Source organism: Paenibacillus sp. UMB4589-SE434 (assembly GCF_030226685.1).
Lineage (GTDB): Bacteria > Bacillota > Bacilli > Paenibacillales > Paenibacillaceae > Paenibacillus_B.
Map to the genome: position 1 here is coordinate 1,833,564 of NZ_JASOYK010000001.1, position 19,343 is coordinate 1,852,906.

Consider the following 19,343-nt stretch of genomic DNA (forward strand, 5'->3'; position numbering starts at 1 on the left):
CCCTCCTTACGATCCGATCTTTCCTTCAACGACTGAAGTTATCATCCCCAGCCTCAGCTGAAGGCGACCGAGTCATACGGTATTGGTTCACCTTCAACAATTAATGCATCGATCTCATATCAAGCTCGTCGCTCCATGTTATGCCGCTTGAGTTCGACTCTGGCTGCTCGACCTGGGATTCACTCTTGATATCGATCTTCCAACTCGTTAACTTCGCAGCAAGACGGGCATTCTGGCCCTTAATGCCGATAGCCAATGACAATTGGTAGTCAGGCACGATAACCCGCGCCATCTTCTCTTCTTCATGCACATCAACTTCGACCACCTTAGACGGGCTGAGTGCGTTAGCTACGTACTCTTCCACATCTTCAGACCAGCGAACGATGTCGATTTTCTCGCCGCGAAGTTCATTTACAATCGTTTGGACCCGCAAGCCTTTAGGCCCTACGCATGATCCAACCGGGTCCACTTCCGGGTTGCGGGAATATACCGCAATCTTGGAACGTTGACCTGCTTCACGAGCAACGGATTTGATCTCTACTACACCCTCGAAAATTTCAGGTACTTCCAGTTCAAACAAACGCTTCAGCAACCCTGGATGTGTACGCGATAAAATGATTTGTGGCCCCTTAGTGGTATTCTCCACTTTCGTAATGTATGCCTTAACACGATCCCCGTGCTTAAACTTCTCGTTTGGCATCATTTCGTTTAATGGCAGCACAGCCTCTACTTTACCCAGATCAATGTAAACATTGCGTGTATCTTGACGCTGCACAATCCCTGTAACAATATCATCCGCTTTGTCGATAAAAGCGTTATAGATAAGCCCGCGCTCCGCTTCACGAATGCGCTGTGTTACAACTTGTTTTGCCGTTTGTGCAGCAATACGCCCAAATTCTCGCGGTGTAACTTCAATGTCACAAACATCATTTACCATGTAATTTGGATTATACTCGCGTGATGCGTGAACAGAGATTTCATGACGCGGATCCATCACTTCATCAACAACCGTTTTGCGGGCGAATACTTTAATAACACCTGTTGAACGGTTAATATCCACACGGACATTTTGCGCAGCGTTGAAATTACGCTTGTAACTGGAAATTAAGGCCGCTTCTATCGCCTCGATCAAAATCTCCTTGCTAATCCCTTTGTCTCTCTCTATCTCGGTTAGTGCCTCGATAAAATCAATACTCATGTGATTGGTTCCCCCTTTCAGCCAATAACTGGCTCATTCGCGTTCTTTGAATATGAATTAAAATGTGGTGTGTACAGAGCACTAAAAATCATACCAATTTAGAAAATAATCGCCAATCGGGCGCTTGCAACCTTATCATAAGGCAACAAATGCTCTTTTTTGCCGACTCGAACGACTACTGTTGCTTCATCAAATGAAACAAGTGTTCCTTCGAATTCCTTATTGCCGTCAATAGGCTCATATGTAGTCACGTACACATGTTTACCGATAGACTTCATGAAATCTTTAGCTTTCTTGAGTGGACGCTCTGCTCCTGGAGAAGATACCTCCAAAAAATAAGCGTCAGTAATCGGATCATTCTCATCCAGCTTCTGACTCAAATATTCACTGACGCGGCCGCAATCTTCGATATCGATTCCGCCATCCTTGTCCACATACACTCGTAAAAACCAACTGCTGCCTTCCTTTACGTACTCAACGTCCACCAATTCAAATTGATGTTCTTCCAAGTACGGATTGACCATGTCTTCAACGACCGATCTGATGTTCGGTATGCTCAAGCTGGGTACCTCCCAAATGACGAATAAGGTGTCACTCACTAATATGTTGAAACCCGCTGCGGTGCACCAAGCCCGAATAAAGTCGGTATCAAATATGAAAGAGTGGGTTTCCCCACTCTTTACGCAACGGATGTATCCACATGATTACCAAAAAAATTATATCATAGCCAGTTGACAAATGGCAAGGGTGTGACCTTAACAACCCCTTTACCAGTGGCCTCTCGACACATGTGCACACGACTTACTTTTAAAACAAGGAGAGCTGATTGCTCTCAGGCAGGCCGCGGAAGCAGCCCATTTGCGTCAGCATCTCTACAATCGTCTTAGTAGCTTTCGAGCGCTGCTGGAAATCTTCAATAGATAAATATTCAGTTCCTTCGCGGGAAGCTGCAATATTTTTCGCGGCATTCTCACCAATTCCTTGCACAGCAGAGAACGGCGGAACGAGCGAATTACCGTCAACCTGGAATTTGGACGCATCTGACCGATATAGATCAATCGGCTTAAATGAGAAACCGCGAGCGGTCATCTCAAGCGCCATTTCCAGAATCGCGATCATACTTTTTTCTTTCGTTGTTGCTTGGAAGCCCTTTGCCTCGATTTCATCTATCTTGCGACCAATCGCTTCATACCCTTGGCAGCACAATTCGATATCAAAATCTTCCGCACGCACAGTAAAGTAAGTGGCGTAAAACTCAATCGGATGATACAGCTTAAAATAGGCAGTTCGCACAGCCGAGATGACATATGCAGCAGCATGGGCCTTCGGGAACATATACTGAATTTTCAAACACGAATCAATATACCACTGCGGAACGTTACACTTCTTCATCTCGTCAATCCAGTCTTGTGACAGCCCTTTCCCTTTACGGACATTCTCCGTAATCTTAAAGGCAAGGCCTGCGTCCATCCCCGCCTTGTAGATCAAAAATAACATAATCTCATCACGACAACCAATAACGGTCTTAATCGTACATATTCCGCTCTTGATTAACTCCTGCGCATTGCCAAGCCATACACCTGTACCATGCGAAAGTCCAGATATTTGGAGTAAATCGGCAAAAGTAGCCGGCTGCGCTTCAACTAACATCTGTCGCACAAACCGCGTCCCCATCTCAGGCACTCCATAGGTGGCTACCGGAGTACGAATCCGGTCTGATGTGACACCAAGCGCTTCAACGGAGTTAAACATGCTCATTACCTTCGGGTCATTCATCGGAATCGTAGTCGGATCCACTCCCGTTAAGTCCTGCAGCATGCGCATCATCGTCGGATCATCATGCCCGAGAATATCAAGCTTTAACAAGTTAGCGTCAAAAGCGTGATAATCAAAGTGCGTTGTCTTCCACTCCGCATTCTTATCATCAGCGGGAAACTGTACTGGTGTAATATCTTCAACATCCATATAGTCAGGTACAACGACAATACCACCTGGATGCTGACCTGTGCTTCGCTTAACTCCTGTACAGCCAGACGCGAGCCGGTTCAGCTCCGCTCCACGCCATTTCTTATGGTAGCTTTCCTCATATTTCTTAGCGAATCCAAATGCGGTCTTCTCTGCTACTGTACCAATCGTACCCGCACGAAACACACATTTCTCACCAAACAAAACCTTCGTATAGTTGTGGGCAATCGGCTGATACTCACCTGAGAAGTTTAAGTCGATATCTGGAACCTTGTCCCCTTTAAAGCCGAGGAAGGTTTCAAACGGAATATCTTGTCCGTCTCCTCTCATCGTCTGGCCACAGTTCGGACATGCTTTATCCGGCAAATCAAATCCACTAGGAATGCTGCCATCCGTGAACCACTCGCTGTGCTTGCAGGACTCATTACGGCATACATAGTGAGGCGGGAGCGGATTAACTTCTGATATCCCAAGGAACATTGCTACGACAGAAGATCCGACAGACCCCCGGGAACCAACCAGATACCCATCTTGATTGGATTTCTTCACCAAACGCTCCGAGATCAAATAGTTGGCCGAAAATCCGTATTTAATGATCGGTTCCAGCTCTTTCTCAAGTCGTGCTACCACGATTTCTGGCACGGCATCACCGTATATACGCTTGGCGGTATCATAACACGTATTACGCATCTCTTCATCAGCGCCATCAATTATTGGTGTAAACAATTTATCAGGGAACAAGTTGATCGTCTCGAACCGATCCGCCAATTCATTTGTATTAGTGACAACGACTTGATATGCTTGTTCTTTGCCAAGAAATTCAAATTCTTGCAGCATCTCTGTTGTCGTGCGGAAATGGGCATCCGGCTTCTTTATGTCCTTTAACGGGCTAAATCCGGTAATGCCATGAATCGTAATATCACGGAACAATTTGTCTCGTGGATTTAAATAATGAGCATTTCCTGTCGCGACTACCGGCTTGCCCTGCTTGGCTCCGATATCACAGACTTTGCGCAACGCGTCCTCTATCTGAGAGGGGGAGCCAACAAACCCTTTCTCCACCAAATGCATATACATGGTAACGGGTTGAATTTCTAGTATGTCATAAAATTCCGCAATAACTTCCGCTTCTTCCTGCGACTTGTTCAGCACGGTCTCAAAGAACTCACCCTTCTCACAACCGGACATCAGCAGCAAGCCTTCGCGCATTTCAACAAGCTTGCTCTTCGGGATGCAAGCCACTCTGTGGAAATATTGCGTATGTGACATAGAGACAAGCTTATACAAATTCTTCTTGCCGATATCGTTAAGCGCATAAATGTTGCAATGGAATGGGCGGCTGTTAAATAAGTTCTGACCTACATAATCATTAAGGCGATCGAGCATCTCTATCCCTTTGATCTGATAAGCATCATTTAACAAGCCTTGAAGGATACCACATAATGCAGCCGTGTCATCAATCGCGCGGTGATGATTATCAAGGGAGATTTTATATTTATCCGCCAATGTGTTCAAACGGTGATTTTTAAGAGTTGGGAAAATCAAGCGTGCCAGTTCCAACGTATCCAATACTGGATTCGTCATCTCAGGCAGTCCTATTTTTTTGAGATTATGTTGTATAAATCCCATATCAAAACGAGCATTATGCGCAACTAAAATAGCATCGCCTGCGAACTCAATAAAGCCCTTTAGCACTTCATCTACTTCCGGTGCGCCCGCAACCATCTCATCTGTAATATTAGTTAACTGTTGAATGTTGTACGGGATACGCTCATGAGGGTCAACAAATGAACTGTAACGCTCTAATTCCTTGCCATCCTGCACCTTCACAGCCGCAAGTTCAATTATCTTATTGTTGGATACAGACAGACCTGTAGTTTCAATATCATATACGACATAAACCGCTTCTTTAATATTGCGCGGCTCCGCATTTAACACAACTTCAGTGCCGTCGTTAACTATATTGGCCTCAAGGCCATAGATCACTTTAACACCATGTTTCTTGCCTGCTTTAGCAGCATCCGGATAACATTGAACATTAGCATGATCCGTAATCGCGATTGCTTTGTGTCCCCATTTTGCAGCCTGCTTCACATAAGCATCTACAGAGGCTACAGCATCCATCGCACTCATTGTTGTATGAAGATGGAATTCGACCCGCTTCTCCTGTGCTGTGTCTTTGCGTTCCGGCGGGGCCGTCACTTCATGAATGTCGGATGCGATCATAACAAGCTCCGGTGTCATCATAAAGCGATCATATTCAACACGCCCGCGCACCTTCACCCACTTACCATTGGAGATTAAGTTCAGCTTTAATACATCTTCTTTGTTTTTGCCGAACATTTTTACCAGCATAGAATCGGAGAAATCCGTCACGTTAAACGTATAGAGTGTGCTGCCGTTTCTTAACTCCTTTACTTCTAAACCGAATACTGTCCCCTGAAGGGTCACACGCTTCTCTTCATCCTGCACATCCATAATAGAAACTGGTGCGTCTTTGATGTCATAGCCGTACTGCAGCTTATCTGGGATCTCTCCAATTTCAGCAGCCGCCTGATCAGCAGCTTCTCGCTCAGCATCTTCCATCAATTGTTGGATAGCCTTGCGCTCTTCTTGCATTAGCTTCTCTTGGAACGCTTCCACTGCCTCTTGATCTTGCGTGCCAACCTTCATCTGAACCCGCAGCGAACGAGAAAAATAAGTCTCAAAAAACGTTTTAATGTAGGTATCAATTTGTTTCTTCTTCGCCATTTCCAACGTCATAGCGTCGGTTAACAGCAGGTGCAAGAGATCACCTTCTACTTCGAATTGCGCCCGATGCAACCAGCCATTAACAGAGGCAACCTCACGTTTGACCCACTCGACAAACAAGTGCCAATACGCTTCTACCACTTCTTGATGCGGTACCATATCCTCATAATGAAAAATGATACGTATCTTTGCAATATGCGACATCTTGTCCTGTACCTTCAAACAGAATGTACGGTAAGCGTCAGCAGGCAGGACGGATTTTTTGCCGATATGAATTGTCCACTCCCGATTGGAGCGGCTTGTCTCCACCTGTTGAATCCAGCTATCGTGAAAATAGTTGGTCACCAGTTCAAAAGGCAAATCAACCTGCTTCATTAACAGTTCCAATCGTTGTCTTTTATCATCCATAGTTGCTTCATCCCCCCTGTGCAAAAAGAACAGAAAAGGCCCCCATCTGTCGAGTCATCGTCCGGTGTTCCGTTGGATGTTCCCGCATAGGAAGCCATTTCATCCATTCCAATAAATCTATCGTGCTTAATAAGCGCGGGCAAATACTACCGTATGCTTTGAATCCTCTCCACAAACAAGACATTTCGTCTTCTTCTCTTGGGGCTCAAACGGAATATTACGGCTAGTGGCACCTGTCTCGTCCTTGACATGCTTCTCACAAGCCGTAGAACCACACCAACCAGCAATTGTGAAGCCGCGCTTCTCGTCCATAAGCAGCTTCATCTCGTCAATCGTTTCCACGGAGTAGTAATGCTCATTGCGGAATTCAAGTGCACGGTTAAACATCTCATCGTGAACGTCCGCCAGCATTTTCTTCACTTCTGCAGCAAGATTCGCTTGCTCTACGACCCGTTTCTCACCCGATACTCGAGATACGAGTACACAAACGCCATTTTCCATATCGCGTGGCCCTATTTCCAAACGGACAGGAACACCGCGCATTTCGTATTCATTAAACTTCCAGCCTGGGCTCATGTCCGCTCTGTCATCCATACCAACACGAATGCCCGCAGACTTCAATTCTGCGAACAGCTCATTTGCACGACTAACGACTTGCTCGCGCATCTTGGCAGGACCGATTGGAATCATAATCACTTGAGTCGGCGCCACCTTCGGAGGCAGTACCAAGCCGCGATCATCTCCATGCACCATAATAAGCGAACCGATAAGGCGAGTACTTACACCCCATGAGGTTGTATGCACATATTCCTGAGTATTTTCACGGCCCAAAAACTGAATATCAAACGCAACCGCAAAGTTAGTTCCTAAATAATGCGAGGTGCCCGCTTGGACGGCGCGACCGTCTTTCATCATCGCCTCGATGGAATATGTGTCTACAGCTCCTGCAAACTTCTCAGAAGGAGTTTTCTGACCTACGATTACCGGAATTGCCAAGTAGTTCTCCACAAAATCACGGTAAATGTCGAGCATTTGCATCGTTTCTTGACGAGCCTCATCTTCTGTCTCATGAGCAGTGTGCCCTTCTTGCCACAAAAATTCGCTTGTACGTAGGAATGGAAGCGTACGCTTCTCCCAACGGACTACGTTAGCCCATTGGTTAATGAGTACAGGCAAGTCACGGTAAGATTGAATCCACTTGGAATACATATGCCCAATCATCGTCTCTGAGGTTGGACGTATTGCCAATCTTTCTTCGAGCTTCTCCCCACCTGCTTCCGTCACCCATGGAAGTTCTGGATTAAATCCTTCCACGTGCTCCTTTTCCTTCTGGAAAAAGCTCTCTGGAATAAACATAGGAAAGTAAGCATTACGATGTCCTGTTTCCTTAAAGCGGCGGTCCAATTCTTCACGAATATGTTCCCAAATCTCAAAGCCGTCAGGACGGAATACGATACACCCGCGAACAGGCGAATAATCCATCAAATCAGCTTTCTTTATCACATCAATGTACCAGCGCGAGAAGTCCTCTTGCTGTGGTGTAATTTCAGTAACGAACTGCTTCTCCTTCGACATAACGGATATGATCCTCCCGTAATTAGGCACATACAAAATAGCTTAGAGCTAAACCTCATATGTGCCTTAAACATTATTAACCTTTGACTAATCGTAATATATCGTTGTAGGTAACCGCAAGCATGAGCAGCATCAGCATCGCAAAGCCAATAAAATGCACCATACTCTCGCGGTTTGGATCTATAGGCTTGCCGCGCACACTCTCGATACCTAAGAACACAAGTCTGCTTCCGTCCAATGCCGGTATCGGCAGCAAGTTGAATATACCAAGATATAAGCTGAGTATTGCCGTCCACAACGTGAGCTGGTCAATACCCTGCTTAGCAAATTGCCCAGTTACTTCAAATGTTCGCACTGGACCACCCAAGTCATCCAACTTGAACTGACCAAAAATAAGTTGTCTGAAGCCTTCAAATATATTTTTGGTCATCGTTACCATAGCGTTGCCGGCATAATTAATCGTCTCACCAAAAGACGCCGTTCGTGTCGGCAAGATCGGGGCAATACCTACTTTGCCGCCCTTCTGTCCCGCCATGCTAACAGGTGTCAGCGTAACGTTTAATGGATTCCCATCACGCAAGATGCTCCAATTCATCGGTTTCCCCTCTGAATTTTCAATCATCTTAATTAATCGCTCACGATCGCCGCCAATGGCAATACCATTCACATTGTTGATGACGTCACCTTTGACCAAACCAGCTTTGGCAGCTGGCATCTTGTCTGTGACTTCACCAATCTTGACATAACTCGGGTTCTCCACTGGCATACCCGCCAGCTGTATGTACACCCCGAACAAAACAAACGCCAAAATAAAATTCATCAGCGGGCCCGCAAAAATGGCCATTGCACGCTTGCCTACGGACTTGCTGCCGAATTGACGGTTGTAAGGTGCAATCTGAATCTCTTGTCCTTTAACTACCATCATGGCCTGGGGATGAATCGGGTATGTGACATGTTCCCCTTCCACATCCAGCGTGACACTTAACTGATGCTCGATGTCAATAGACTCTACTTCCCCACGGATAACCTGCTTGCGCAGGTCAAGCTGATCGAGATACAACTTTGTCACTTGATTGTCTTTTAATCGAACGGCTATCGTCTGGCCGGGCTGTATATCAACCACTTCCGGGTCTTCGCCTGCCATACGAACAAACCCGCCTACTGGCAGCAGCCTCAAGGTATATCGTGTCTCTTTGTGAGTATGAGAGAACACCTTTGGCCCAAACCCGATTGCGAACTCACGCACCAGAATACCCGCACGTTTCGCAAAGATGAAATGTCCCCATTCATGTATCGTGACGATTACGAAAAACACGAGTATTGATAAAAATACGACTTGAACCATTTGCACAGCGTTGCATCCTCCTTTACGTTTTCGGGTCGCCGTATGTCTTATAGATTAACATTATTCTCCGATCTCGCACAAGAGAATCCCCTTTTGTCCACTTATGGATGCAATGCGCCAATTTACCCCGTATTTTATTTTTATAGAAAAGCTTTATCTGCTTCCTGACGTGTCTTGCGATCTGTCTCTTCGATCTCTTCCAACGTAGGTTCTGCCGCAACTTGATGACGTTCCAATGCTTGTTCTACGATACGCTCAATATCCAAAAATGAAATTTCTCCACGAAGGAATCGTGCAACAGCAACTTCATTGGCAGCGTTAAATACTGTAGTAGCTGTACCACCCAATTTGCCGCTTTCATAAGCATAACGGACCATCGGGTATCTTTCCATGTCCAATTCACGGAAATGAAGAGTGCCAATCTGCGCCAAGTTCAGCTTAGCAGATGAATTGTGGAAACGTTCTGGGTAAGTGAGTGCATACTGAATCGGCACACGCATATCCGGTGTACCCAATTGAGCAATAACAGAGCCGTCCACGTATTCCACGTAAGAATGAATAATACTCTCTGGGTGCAGCATCACATGAATATCATCATAATTGAGTCCAAATAACCAATGTGCCTCAATTACTTCTAATCCTTTGTTCGCCATCGTTGCAGAGTCAATCGTAATCTTGGCTCCCATGGACCAATTCGGATGCTGCAACGCTTGCTCTACTGATACACCCTCAAGTTCCGCTCGCGAAAAATCGCGAAAACTTCCACCAGAAGCCGTCAGCGTAATGCTTTCAAGTGCTCGTCTTGGTTCTCCATTTAGACATTGGAAAATAGCTGAATGTTCGCTGTCTATTGGCATGAGCTTGACGTTATTTTGTGCAGCCGCCGCAGTAACCAAGTGTCCTGCTGTTACGAGCGTTTCCTTATTCGCAAGGCCAATCCATTTTCCCATCTCTATTGCAGCTAAAGTTGACTTCAGTCCAACACTGCCCATGACAGCTGTCACAACGGTATCGGTAGCCGGATGAGCCGCGACTTCAATTAAACCTTCATCTCCATAAACAAGCTTAGTCCCTTGAGGCAGCTCAGGGCGTATTTGGTCAGCCGTAGCTTTATCCTGAACGGAGACCAGTTTCGGATGGAATTGTTTAATTTGCTCTAAAAATAAGGCAGCATTTCTACCTGCTGCCATTGCTTCAATCTGAAAATGTTCGGGATGATTAGCAACAACATCTAGGGTCTGAGTACCTATAGATCCTGTCGAACCAAGTACGGATATCCGCTTCATCCTAACACCTCTTTATCTATTAAATTATAGGCTATAGCGTAATTAAGCCAATCAGATGTATAAATGGGAATACAATAAGCCAACTGTCACAACGATCAAGCACGCCACCATGACCCGGCAGCAAAGTACCAGAATCCTTGACACCGCGAATTCGTTTATAGGCCGATTGAATTAAATCCCCCATCTGTCCAACGATTGATGCAGCAATTCCAATTCCTAGAGCTTGCGGCACACCCAGTACATCGGGCCGAACGAAGAGAGCAAGTACACACACAACCATTGCTGATATAATGCCGCCTACCGCTCCTTCAATTGTCTTATTCGGACTGATTGCAGGCCAAAGCTTATGCCTGCCGATAGCTCGTCCTGTAAAATAAGCCCCGATATCGGAGGCCCAAATTGCCGCAAACATAAGTATTGTCCAGAACAAACCCTCGTCTAGCATGGTACGGGTAAGTATCATATATTTAAAGCCGATACCGATGTAAAATGCGCCAAGCCATAACTGAGACGCGGTCTGAATCGGCACCCTATTCTTAGTCACAACCGTTACACACAAAAAGGCAAACATAACGAGCCACATCGTTGATTCCATTGACACATGGAAGCTGACTCCCCATTTGGCCCACGGCACAGCTAGTATTAATACAAGCGCATAACCGACAATTGATGCCAGATCAAATGCCTTTTCATGATGCATACGAGCGAATTCGAAATAACCGATGAGTGCTAAAGCAATCAACAGCAATTCATAAGGGATGCTACCGATATACACGAACCCTGCAAATATCGCTCCTCCAATAACCCCCGTGATGATGCGCTGTTTCATAGCGATTAATCCTCCAACCTATTGTAGTCCACCGTATCGCCGGGAACGGCGTTGATATTCAGCCACAGCTTCTTTCAAATGCCGTTCATTAAATTCTGGCCAATACACATCTGTGAACCAAAGTTCGCTGTATGCGATCTGCCATAACATAAAGTTGCTCAAACGCAATTCACCGCTCGTTCGAATCAACAGATCGGGATTGGGCAGTTCGCTGGACATCAGATGCTCCTGTACTACGGCCTCTTCGATATCCTCAATCTTTAGTTTGCCGGCTTGAACATGTTGTGCAATCGAACGCACACTTTCTACCAATTCCCGCTGCCCACCGTAATTTAATGCGAAGTTTAAAATGAGTCCTGTATTATGCTTGGTCTGCTCAATTGCTTCTTCAAGCGCTTGAATCGTATGACTTGGCAGGCCATCACGTAATCCCATCATCCGTACCTGAACATTGTTAGCGATCAATTCATCTAACTCAATCGCAAGAAACTGCTGGGGCAGCTTCATTAAGAAATCGACTTCTTCCTTTGGGCGTTTCCAATTCTCTGTTGAAAAAGCATACATGGTAAGCACTTTGACACCTAAGTCATTGGCCGCGATCGTCACGCGCTTAACCGCCTTCATCCCACTATGATGACCAGCGATTCGGGGCAGACCGCGTTTTTTAGCCCAACGCCCGTTGCCATCCATAATGATGGCGACATGCTTCGGGATATTGTCAGACGAAAGCTCCAGTGGCGCATGGTCTGTTCCCTTTTGCTTAAACCACGCTTGGATTCGCTTAATCATTCGGTCTCCTCCAACCACGGTAATGAGTTAACGTAACTTTAAAGCCATCTACCATCCGAATGGCTGTACACAACAGTTAGTTAACGGATAAGAAGATGTTCTTATGAAGTCTTCAAACAAAAAGACAACAAACCCCACCGTTCGGAGGGGCATAAATTGTGAAAGTTGTCTTTCCTTACACTTCCATAATTTCTTTTTCTTTTGTAACCAACACTTTGTCGACTTCCGTAATAAACTTGTCTGTTGATTTCTGAATATCTTCCTGATGGCGGCGAGATTCATCTTCTGAAATATCTGTCTTCTCCATCTTCTTGATATCATCATTCGCATCGCGACGAATATTACGAATCGCAACTTTAGCTTCTTCTCCATATTTCTTCGTTTGCTTAACCAACTCAGCACGACGTTCTTCCGTCAGAGCAGGTATCGTGATCCGAATCATTGAGCCATCGTTTGCAGGTGTCAAACCGAGATCCGATTTCATAATCGCTTTCTCGATGGCACCAATCGATGTTTTGTCCCACGGTTGAATCATCAACGTGCGTGGATCAGGTGTATTAATATTCGCTAGTTGGTTAACAGGAGTCATTGCACCGTAGTATTCCACTTGCACGCGGTCAAGCAATGCTGGAGCAGCACGACCTGCGCGAAGTGTCGCTAATTCACGTCTAAGAGCTGCAATGGCTTTCTCCATACGATCTTCGGCATGCTTCTTCACGGATTGTGGCATTAGTCTACACTCCCTTTTACAATTGTTCCGATCTTCTCACCGAGTACGACTCGTTTAATGTTACCTTGTTCGCTAATGGAGAATACAAGCAAGTTAATGTTGTTATCCATACAAAGTGATGTTGCTGTCGAATCCATAACGCCAAGGTTGCGGTTTAGCACTTCCAAATACGTTAATTGATCGAACTTCTCAGCTGTGTCATCCTTAAATGGATCAGCAGAATACACACCATCAACTTTGTTTTTTGCCATCAAAATAACATCTGCTTCAATCTCAGCAGCACGCAGCGCTGCAGTCGTATCCGTCGAGAAGAACGGGTTACCTGTGCCCGCTGCAAAAATAACGACGCGGCCTTTTTCTAAATGGCGGATTGCGCGACGTCTAATGTATGGCTCAGCGATTTGCTGCATAGCAATCGAAGTCTGGACACGTGTAGGTACGCCGATTTGTTCCAGCGCATCTTGCAAGGCTAGCGAGTTCATCACCGTAGCAAGCATTCCCATGTAGTCAGCCGTTCCACGGTCAATTCCTTTTTCGCTGCCTGCAATGCCGCGCCAAATGTTGCCGCCGCCACATACAATGGCTACTTCCACGCCAAGTTCAACGACTTCCTTCACTTGTTCTGCAATTGAATTGATCATATCAGATTCAATGCCGTAACCAGCTTGACCTGCTAACGACTCTCCGCTAACTTTTAATACGATGCGTTTATAAACCGGTTGTTCCAATGTATACCCTCCACTTTTTCCGAACGACTGCTAAAAAAGAAGGAACACAATGTGTTCCAACTTTTCCAGAGCGTTTGTTGATCGCCTATTGGCTTACGTGTAAAATGCAGTCCAGCAGGATTACATTTTCGCTTGTGCCATAACCTCTTCAACAAAGTTATCTTGTTTTTTCTCCATACCTTCACCAAGTTCATAACGAACGAAGCGACGGATTGAGATATTTTCACCGATTGCTGCGATTTTCTCATTCAGCAGATTGTCGATTGTTTTGTCTGGGTCTTTAATGAAGGATTGCTCCATCAAGCAGAACTCTTCATAGTACTTACCGATGCGGCCTTCAACCATTTTTTCAACGATTTTTTCAGGCTTGCCTTCGTTAAGCGCTTGAGCTTTCAAAATTTCTTTTTCTTTCTCAAGATCTTCAGTAGGCACTTCGTCACGACGAACATACTTCGGTGCAGATGCCGCGATATGCATTGCGATGTCACGAGCAAATTCTTGGAATTGGTCTGTCTTAGCTACGAAGTCTGTCTCGCAGTTGATCTCAACCAATACGCCGATACGTCCACCAGCATGGATGTAAGATTGAACTACACCTTCTGTTGCAATGCGACCTGCTTTGCTTGCTGCTGCTGCCAAGCCTTTTTCACGAAGAATCTCACCAGCTTTAGTGATATCGCCGTTAGCTTCTTCCAAAGCTTTTTTGCAATCCAACATACCTGCGCCTGTTTTCTCGCGAAGCTCTTTTACTGCACTAGCATTAACTGCCATGTCGTTTACCTCCAACCGTTTATTATGCCGCCATCTCCTTGATGGAAACTAAGCTGGCATTACTTTACGACTCAAAAAAAGGGTGGAGATAGGTGTATCACCTGCCTGCCACCCTTTTGTTCATCTCATTCGTATGAATTAAGCTGTTGTTTCTTCGCCTTGGTTACCTTCCATAATGGCTTCAGCCATTTTGGATGTCAACAACTTAACCGCGCGGATTGCATCGTCGTTACCAGGGATAACATAGTCGATTTCGTCCGGATCACAGTTCGTGTCAACGATACCTACAATTGGGATACCCAATTTGCGAGCTTCTGCAACAGCAATACGCTCTTTACGAGGATCGATTACGAACAATGCACTTGGCAAGTCTTTCATGTTCTTGATACCACCCAAGAATTTCTCAAGACGATCTTTCTCCTTGCGGAGCAAGATAACTTCTTTCTTAGGCAATACTTCGAATGTTCCATCTTCTTCCATAGCTTCGAGACGTTTCAGACGGTCTACACGCTTTTGGATCGTTTGGAAGTTCGTTAATGTACCACCCAACCAACGTTGGTTGATGAAGTACATACCACAACGCTCAGCTTCTTCCTTAACGGAATCTTGAGCTTGTTTCTTAGTACCAACAAACAGCATAGTGCCGCCGTCAGCTGCAAGGGATTTTACGAAATTGTAAGCTTCCTCGACTTTTTTCACTGTCTTTTGCAAGTCAATGATGTAAATACCGTTACGTTCTGTGAAGATATATCTGTCCATCTTTGGGTTCCAGCGACGAGTCTGGTGACCGAAATGTACACCAGCTTCAAGAAGCTGTTTCATGGAGATAACTGCCATCTTCACTACACCTCCTACATATGGTTATTTTTCCGCCGCCAATATCATCTTTCGACAAGACTTGCCCCACGGTTACCCACGACAACAAGCACCCTTGACAAAATTAATCAGCGTGTGTTCTTAACACCGTCAATTAATATACCACAATGAACTATCAGATGCAACCATTTTCACAACTAGGCATTTGGATGTGATGTTAATACAGCCAACGCTTTCTCGTATGAAGATAACACCTCAAAATTAAACGTTCCTGCACGAAGTTTTGTTTGCTTCTTTTGCTTCTTAATATAAGCTTCAAATGAGGCTGCATCATCCACGATATCAGCATCAGCAAGCTGCTTGGACACGGAGCTGGCGCTCGAATTAGGAATAATTCGAATGCTTTTAGACTGCTTTTCCTTGGGCTTGGTACTTGTCTTCTGCGAGCTGTCTTTCTTCACATTTGTTGGGACTGATGATACCTGTGTTTTGTCAACTTGCTTTATCTTTATATTATCGGGCTGCTGCTTGCTGATGCTGCTGACAGCGCCAGCATCCTTACTTGCCTTATCTGCTTTACTAGGCTGATCGAGAGCTGACGTTCGGACTGTATCCTTCGCAGGAGGATTTGCTTCCGTCGTAGATGAACGCTCTGGCAGCGCACTACTTCGTTTTTGAACCAGATCAAATCCTTGACGCTCCGCCTCCCGGATTAATTGCTGCTCCGTTAGTTGTGGCACTGACTTTTGACCAATTAGCATGATCTGTAGTAATAATACGCCAATAATAATGCCCGTCCCTAATCCGATTAGAAAATAACGATTTCTAAACACGTTGATCCTCCTGCAGACTGAGTTGTAATATAAGCTGCACTTCACCTAATGGCATATTTAATCGTGCTGCAATTTGCTCCGCCTTTACCCCTTTCATATGTAAAGCAAACAAATCAACATAACGATCTCGTATTGTTGGGGGTGAATCTTCTACAACTTCTACTCCACTAGCTGCTTCTACCGCTGTCATACCTTCAAAGGTGTTCTGCTCCGCAGTGTCCTTATTTTGCACAGTTTGAACGATCTGCGGTCTGTTCACTAACGAAGAAAGAGTCTCGATCTGTGATACCTGTTGACGCTGTTGTTCGCCCGCATGCTGCACAGACGCTTCCAGCATGTCCATTCTGCGCCGCATCGCTTCATCGCGAAGATCAGCTTCCTTTTTGAGCCGCTCAACTGCCTGCAGCAGCTTCTCATTTTCTTCACTGATTTCTTGTACATAATGCTCTAATGTTTCTTCAATGTTCTGCTTCAAGTTGGCATGACTATCCTGTGAAGTTGGGCGGACCAGACCAACAACAGCAACTACGCCGCCAAGCAGCGCCAAATATATCCACGGCTCGTTCATGTTGTGCCCCCTTTACCTTTGCTGTGACTCCTCTAATCTACTGACGCTGATCGTGATATTTATCGATGTACGTTTCCCTATCTCCCGCCTAACCATGCTAACCACACAAACGCCGTGTTCCAGTTTCCCGGAACAACGGCGTCTCTTTAGACCGAAAAGTCTATGTGTTTGCCTTTATAGGGATGTTCTGCCGGCACTGCGGCATTCTTCTTCTCCGGGTCTTCTGGTTGTTTATCTGGCGTGGAAGAATCGTGGTGGGAAGCGTGCTCTTCGTCGTCGCGGATTCGCCCTTCTGAAGACGCATCTACTTTCTCGTTACGTTGTCTTAGCGACTCTGTAAGCTTAGCTGCTTGTTCATTCAGCATCGATTGTTCTATCGTGGGGCGTTGTTGCATCTGCTGATGAATGGATGATACTTCTTGTGTACGAGGAATTGCAACTTGCAGTTCAACGGACTTCATATTCATCTCATCACCTCATTTATGAAAAAGTCTAGCTGAATGACGCCTTATAGTGAACTCATATTAACTTCACCATCTATAAGCCGGAATGTAGCACGTTTACATACGTCCTTGACGAAACGGGTATAACGCCCAATTACTATCTTTGTTCCTCCATAGATCGTCTGATTTACATCAACACGCGCAACAACGGTGTCCTCTAGCATTTTTTCAATATCAAAAATGCGCTCACGCATGTCCGCCTGTTCAGCCAACACACTTTTTTTCGTTGTATTCAGCTTATGTCTCATTTCCATCCTATCTGCCGTCAATTGTCCAGTAGACGCAAATTGATCCAAAATACGGAGAGCCTTTTCGGTCTTCTCCAAATTATCCATACTGTTTTTGTATTGTACGCGCAATTCTTGAAGTTCGTTTCTTGTCTCGGGTACAACACCAACTTCAATGACAGTGACAGTTGACATACCGTTACCAACTGTACGCGCTTCCACCCGTTCTCCAGCTTGGATAGTGCCGCCTACAATAAGTCCCTTAGTCCCGTTGCAAATAACTTGTCTGCCAGCCCGGACCTGAGAGTGCATAATACTTTGTGATACAATAACGTCTGTACCTGCTGAAATTCTGGCCTCCTGTACAAACGAACATTTTACTTGTTGTCTAGCATGTATGTATCCTTTATTCCCGGCAATAATACCACCAATAACTTCGATAGAGCCCAACGCTTCGAGTTGTGCTCCTTCAACCCCACCATATATGCGTATATCTCCGGAAGCTTTAATTTTGAAGCCTGTTAATACATTTCCTCTGATAACTACTGTCCCTACAAAATCAATATTTCCTGTTCGATAATCAACGTCGCCGTTAACCTCATAGACAGGGAAAACATTAAGTCTATCACCTTCTGTACGAACAACGAGACCGTCTATTGCAGCATATAAAGCCACTCCTGCATCATCCGATACGACATTTTTCCCAATCTTAAATCGTGCTTCCTTACCGTCTTTACCAGCAACGAGCTCACCAAGCACGTTCATACCAGGTACCCCATTGCTAGCTGGGAATCGTTCAGCGATACGTTGGCCCCGCTTCACATTGTTTAGTTGATTAATTTCTTTAAGATCAACAGAGCCGTCCTCTTGCTCTTGTGGCCGAACCGCTTCATCCGCAGCCAACAATACTTTAATGTGACCGTCTTTGCCGTTTGTTGCTCTTTTGCCACTAGCTATCATAGTAGGACCCTTAGTGAACAATTGCGGCTGATGGGTAATCTCACGTAACACTTCATGATTAACACCAAATTTTATTTGATTGCTGAGCAAGAACCCTTCTAGATCATCCTTGCGACATTGAAACGTATCATCAAATTTCAAAAAATGCATATAAGCTTCCATTTTGTCATCGGATAACGTAATATCCAAATAATCCTCCAACAAGATAGTTGTACTCATGGCCGCTCCCCCTTTCGTCTAGTCTATCTACTTATTAAGAAACAGCGTTTATGCTTCCAGAAGCATCGATTTATTCTTCTCTAATACGGAGCGTAAACGCATGATTGCTTTCGAATGTAATTGCGAGATTCGCGAAGGGGATAAAGTCATCACTTCAGCAATCTCACTTAACGACAAATCTTCGTAGTAGAACAACGATACGACCGTTCGTTCTTTTTCCGTTAGCTTGTGAATACCTTCAATCAAAGTTTGCTTCAAATAATGCTCATTTACTTTATATTCCGGATTTTTTGCCTTTTCATCAACCATAACGGAAATGCGCATTTCCGATTCTTCTTCGCGAATCGGATCTTCCAATGAACATAACGACATTATTGCTACATCTTGAAGCATACCATGAAACTCTTGTTCAGTGACATCCAAATATGCACTCATCTCTGCGTCAGTGACAGAACGCAAATAATGCTGCTCCAAGTGTTGGTATGCTTCTTCTATCTTCTTTGCCTTTTCTCTTGCTGAACGAGGCACCCAATCACCAGAACGCAGGCCATCAAGTATGGACCCGCGAACTCGCCATGATGCATAGGTTTCGAATTGCAGCCCCCGGCGGTAATCAAACTTTTCAATCGCATCAATCAGCCCCATCACGCCATTGCTGGATAAATCATCCTTGGAAACACTGCGCGGCAATCCCGCAGCCATTCGGTTAGACACAAAGTCGACAATCGGTAAATAGAGTTCTATTAGCTGTTTCTTTGCTTCTAAGTTGTCATGTTCTTTCCATTGCACCCACAGCTCATAATTAGAACATTTGGTAGTCTTCTGCACGCTCATGAACTCTT

General features: G+C 45.2%; 17 protein-coding genes. All 17 read right to left on the reverse strand.

All coding sequences use genetic code 11. The features are described 5' to 3' along the window. Window positions 1-100 precede the first annotated feature (100 nt). The 17 genes from nusA to QP775_RS07575 all read right to left on the reverse strand — a co-directional run bounded on the left by nusA (window position 101) and on the right by QP775_RS07575 (window position 19,335). Window positions 101-1,198 carry a transcription termination factor NusA gene (gene nusA / locus QP775_RS07495; protein ID WP_028545195.1) on the reverse strand — a complete coding sequence of 366 codons (1,098 nt, stop codon included), beginning with the start codon at window positions 1,196-1,198 and terminating at the stop codon, window positions 101-103. A 98-nt stretch (window positions 1,199-1,296) separates the two neighbouring features. Next, entirely contained in the window at window positions 1,297-1,758 is a 462-nt protein-coding gene (gene rimP / locus QP775_RS07500) for a ribosome maturation factor RimP (RefSeq protein WP_239328234.1), read from the reverse strand. A 247-nt stretch (window positions 1,759-2,005) separates the two neighbouring features. Further along, on the reverse strand, window positions 2,006-6,322 hold the full coding sequence (locus QP775_RS07505; RefSeq protein WP_239328235.1) for a PolC-type DNA polymerase III: 4,317 nt from the start codon (window positions 6,320-6,322) through the stop codon (window positions 2,006-2,008). Window positions 6,323-6,448: 126 nt separating this feature from the next. Beyond that, window positions 6,449-7,897 (reverse strand): proline--tRNA ligase, encoded by a 1,449-nt coding sequence (proS, locus tag QP775_RS07510; RefSeq protein WP_239328236.1) that lies wholly within the window; start codon window positions 7,895-7,897, stop codon window positions 6,449-6,451. Window positions 7,898-7,973: 76 nt separating this feature from the next. Then, the gene (gene rseP / locus QP775_RS07515; protein WP_239328237.1) at window positions 7,974-9,248 is read right to left on the reverse strand and encodes an RIP metalloprotease RseP; all 1,275 of its coding nucleotides are present in this window, start codon (window positions 9,246-9,248) and stop codon (window positions 7,974-7,976) included. 134 nt (window positions 9,249-9,382) lie between these two features. After that, on the reverse strand, window positions 9,383-10,528 hold the full coding sequence (locus QP775_RS07520) for a 1-deoxy-D-xylulose-5-phosphate reductoisomerase (RefSeq protein ID WP_285104905.1): 1,146 nt from the start codon (window positions 10,526-10,528) through the stop codon (window positions 9,383-9,385). A gap of 31 nt (window positions 10,529-10,559) precedes the next feature. Continuing rightward, a complete protein-coding gene (locus QP775_RS07525) occupies window positions 10,560-11,357 on the reverse strand; it encodes a phosphatidate cytidylyltransferase (protein ID WP_239328239.1) in 798 nt (265 codons plus the stop codon). Window positions 11,358-11,375: 18 nt separating this feature from the next. Next, complete coding sequence (locus QP775_RS07530; RefSeq protein ID WP_239328240.1) at window positions 11,376-12,146, reverse strand: undecaprenyl pyrophosphate synthase; 771 nt, start codon at window positions 12,144-12,146, stop codon at window positions 11,376-11,378. Between the two features lie 175 nt (window positions 12,147-12,321). Next, the gene (gene frr / locus QP775_RS07535) at window positions 12,322-12,876 is read right to left on the reverse strand and encodes a ribosome recycling factor (protein ID WP_239328241.1); all 555 of its coding nucleotides are present in this window, start codon (window positions 12,874-12,876) and stop codon (window positions 12,322-12,324) included. Beyond that, a complete protein-coding gene (gene pyrH / locus QP775_RS07540) occupies window positions 12,876-13,604 on the reverse strand; it encodes a UMP kinase (protein WP_028545186.1) in 729 nt (242 codons plus the stop codon). The genes frr and pyrH overlap by 1 nt, the downstream gene beginning before the upstream one ends. 120 nt (window positions 13,605-13,724) lie before the next feature. Continuing rightward, window positions 13,725-14,375 carry a translation elongation factor Ts gene (tsf, locus tag QP775_RS07545; RefSeq protein ID WP_239328242.1) on the reverse strand — a complete coding sequence of 217 codons (651 nt, stop codon included), beginning with the start codon at window positions 14,373-14,375 and terminating at the stop codon, window positions 13,725-13,727. A gap of 138 nt (window positions 14,376-14,513) precedes the next feature. Beyond that, window positions 14,514-15,212, reverse strand: a complete 699-nt coding sequence (gene rpsB / locus QP775_RS07550) for a 30S ribosomal protein S2 (RefSeq protein ID WP_239328243.1) — start codon at window positions 15,210-15,212, stop codon at window positions 14,514-14,516. Window positions 15,213-15,388: 176 nt separating this feature from the next. Continuing rightward, window positions 15,389-16,024, reverse strand: a complete 636-nt coding sequence (locus tag QP775_RS07555) for a hypothetical protein (RefSeq protein ID WP_285104910.1) — start codon at window positions 16,022-16,024, stop codon at window positions 15,389-15,391. Further along, window positions 16,017-16,592, reverse strand: a complete 576-nt coding sequence (locus QP775_RS07560) for a hypothetical protein (protein WP_239328245.1) — start codon at window positions 16,590-16,592, stop codon at window positions 16,017-16,019. Before QP775_RS07560 ends, QP775_RS07555 begins: the two co-directional genes overlap by 8 nt. A gap of 146 nt (window positions 16,593-16,738) precedes the next feature. Next, entirely contained in the window at window positions 16,739-17,059 is a 321-nt protein-coding gene (locus QP775_RS07565) for a hypothetical protein (RefSeq protein ID WP_239328246.1), read from the reverse strand. Between the two features lie 41 nt (window positions 17,060-17,100). Further along, window positions 17,101-18,501: a flagellar assembly protein A gene (locus QP775_RS07570; RefSeq protein ID WP_285104913.1), complete on the reverse strand. Its 1,401-nt coding sequence runs from the start codon at window positions 18,499-18,501 to the stop codon at window positions 17,101-17,103. Window positions 18,502-18,549: 48 nt separating this feature from the next. Continuing rightward, a complete protein-coding gene (locus tag QP775_RS07575; protein WP_239328248.1) occupies window positions 18,550-19,335 on the reverse strand; it encodes a FliA/WhiG family RNA polymerase sigma factor in 786 nt (261 codons plus the stop codon). Window positions 19,336-19,343: the final 8 nt, after the last annotated feature.

Coding starts and splice junctions, on each gene's coding strand:
- nusA (WP_028545195.1), bottom strand. CDS start 1,198: ATGAGTATTGATTTTATCGAGGCACTAACCGAGATAGAGAGAGACAAA.
- QP775_RS07505 (WP_239328235.1), bottom strand. CDS start 6,322: ATGGATGATAAAAGACAACGATTGGAACTGTTAATGAAGCAGGTTGAT.
- proS (WP_239328236.1), bottom strand. CDS start 7,897: ATGTCGAAGGAGAAGCAGTTCGTTACTGAAATTACACCACAGCAAGAG.
- QP775_RS07520 (WP_285104905.1), bottom strand. CDS start 10,528: ATGAAGCGGATATCCGTACTTGGTTCGACAGGATCTATAGGTACTCAG.
- QP775_RS07525 (WP_239328239.1), bottom strand. CDS start 11,357: ATGAAACAGCGCATCATCACGGGGGTTATTGGAGGAGCGATATTTGCA.
- QP775_RS07530 (WP_239328240.1), bottom strand. CDS start 12,146: ATGATTAAGCGAATCCAAGCGTGGTTTAAGCAAAAGGGAACAGACCAT.
- frr (WP_239328241.1), bottom strand. CDS start 12,876: ATGCCACAATCCGTGAAGAAGCATGCCGAAGATCGTATGGAGAAAGCC.
- tsf (WP_239328242.1), bottom strand. CDS start 14,375: ATGGCAGTTAATGCTAGTGCAGTAAAAGAGCTTCGCGAGAAAACAGGC.
- rpsB (WP_239328243.1), bottom strand. CDS start 15,212: ATGGCAGTTATCTCCATGAAACAGCTTCTTGAAGCTGGTGTACATTTC.
- QP775_RS07560 (WP_239328245.1), bottom strand. CDS start 16,592: ATGAACGAGCCGTGGATATATTTGGCGCTGCTTGGCGGCGTAGTTGCT.
- QP775_RS07565 (WP_239328246.1), bottom strand. CDS start 17,059: ATGAATATGAAGTCCGTTGAACTGCAAGTTGCAATTCCTCGTACACAA.
- QP775_RS07570 (WP_285104913.1), bottom strand. CDS start 18,501: ATGAGTACAACTATCTTGTTGGAGGATTATTTGGATATTACGTTATCC.
- QP775_RS07575 (WP_239328248.1), bottom strand. CDS start 19,335: ATGAGCGTGCAGAAGACTACCAAATGTTCTAATTATGAGCTGTGGGTG.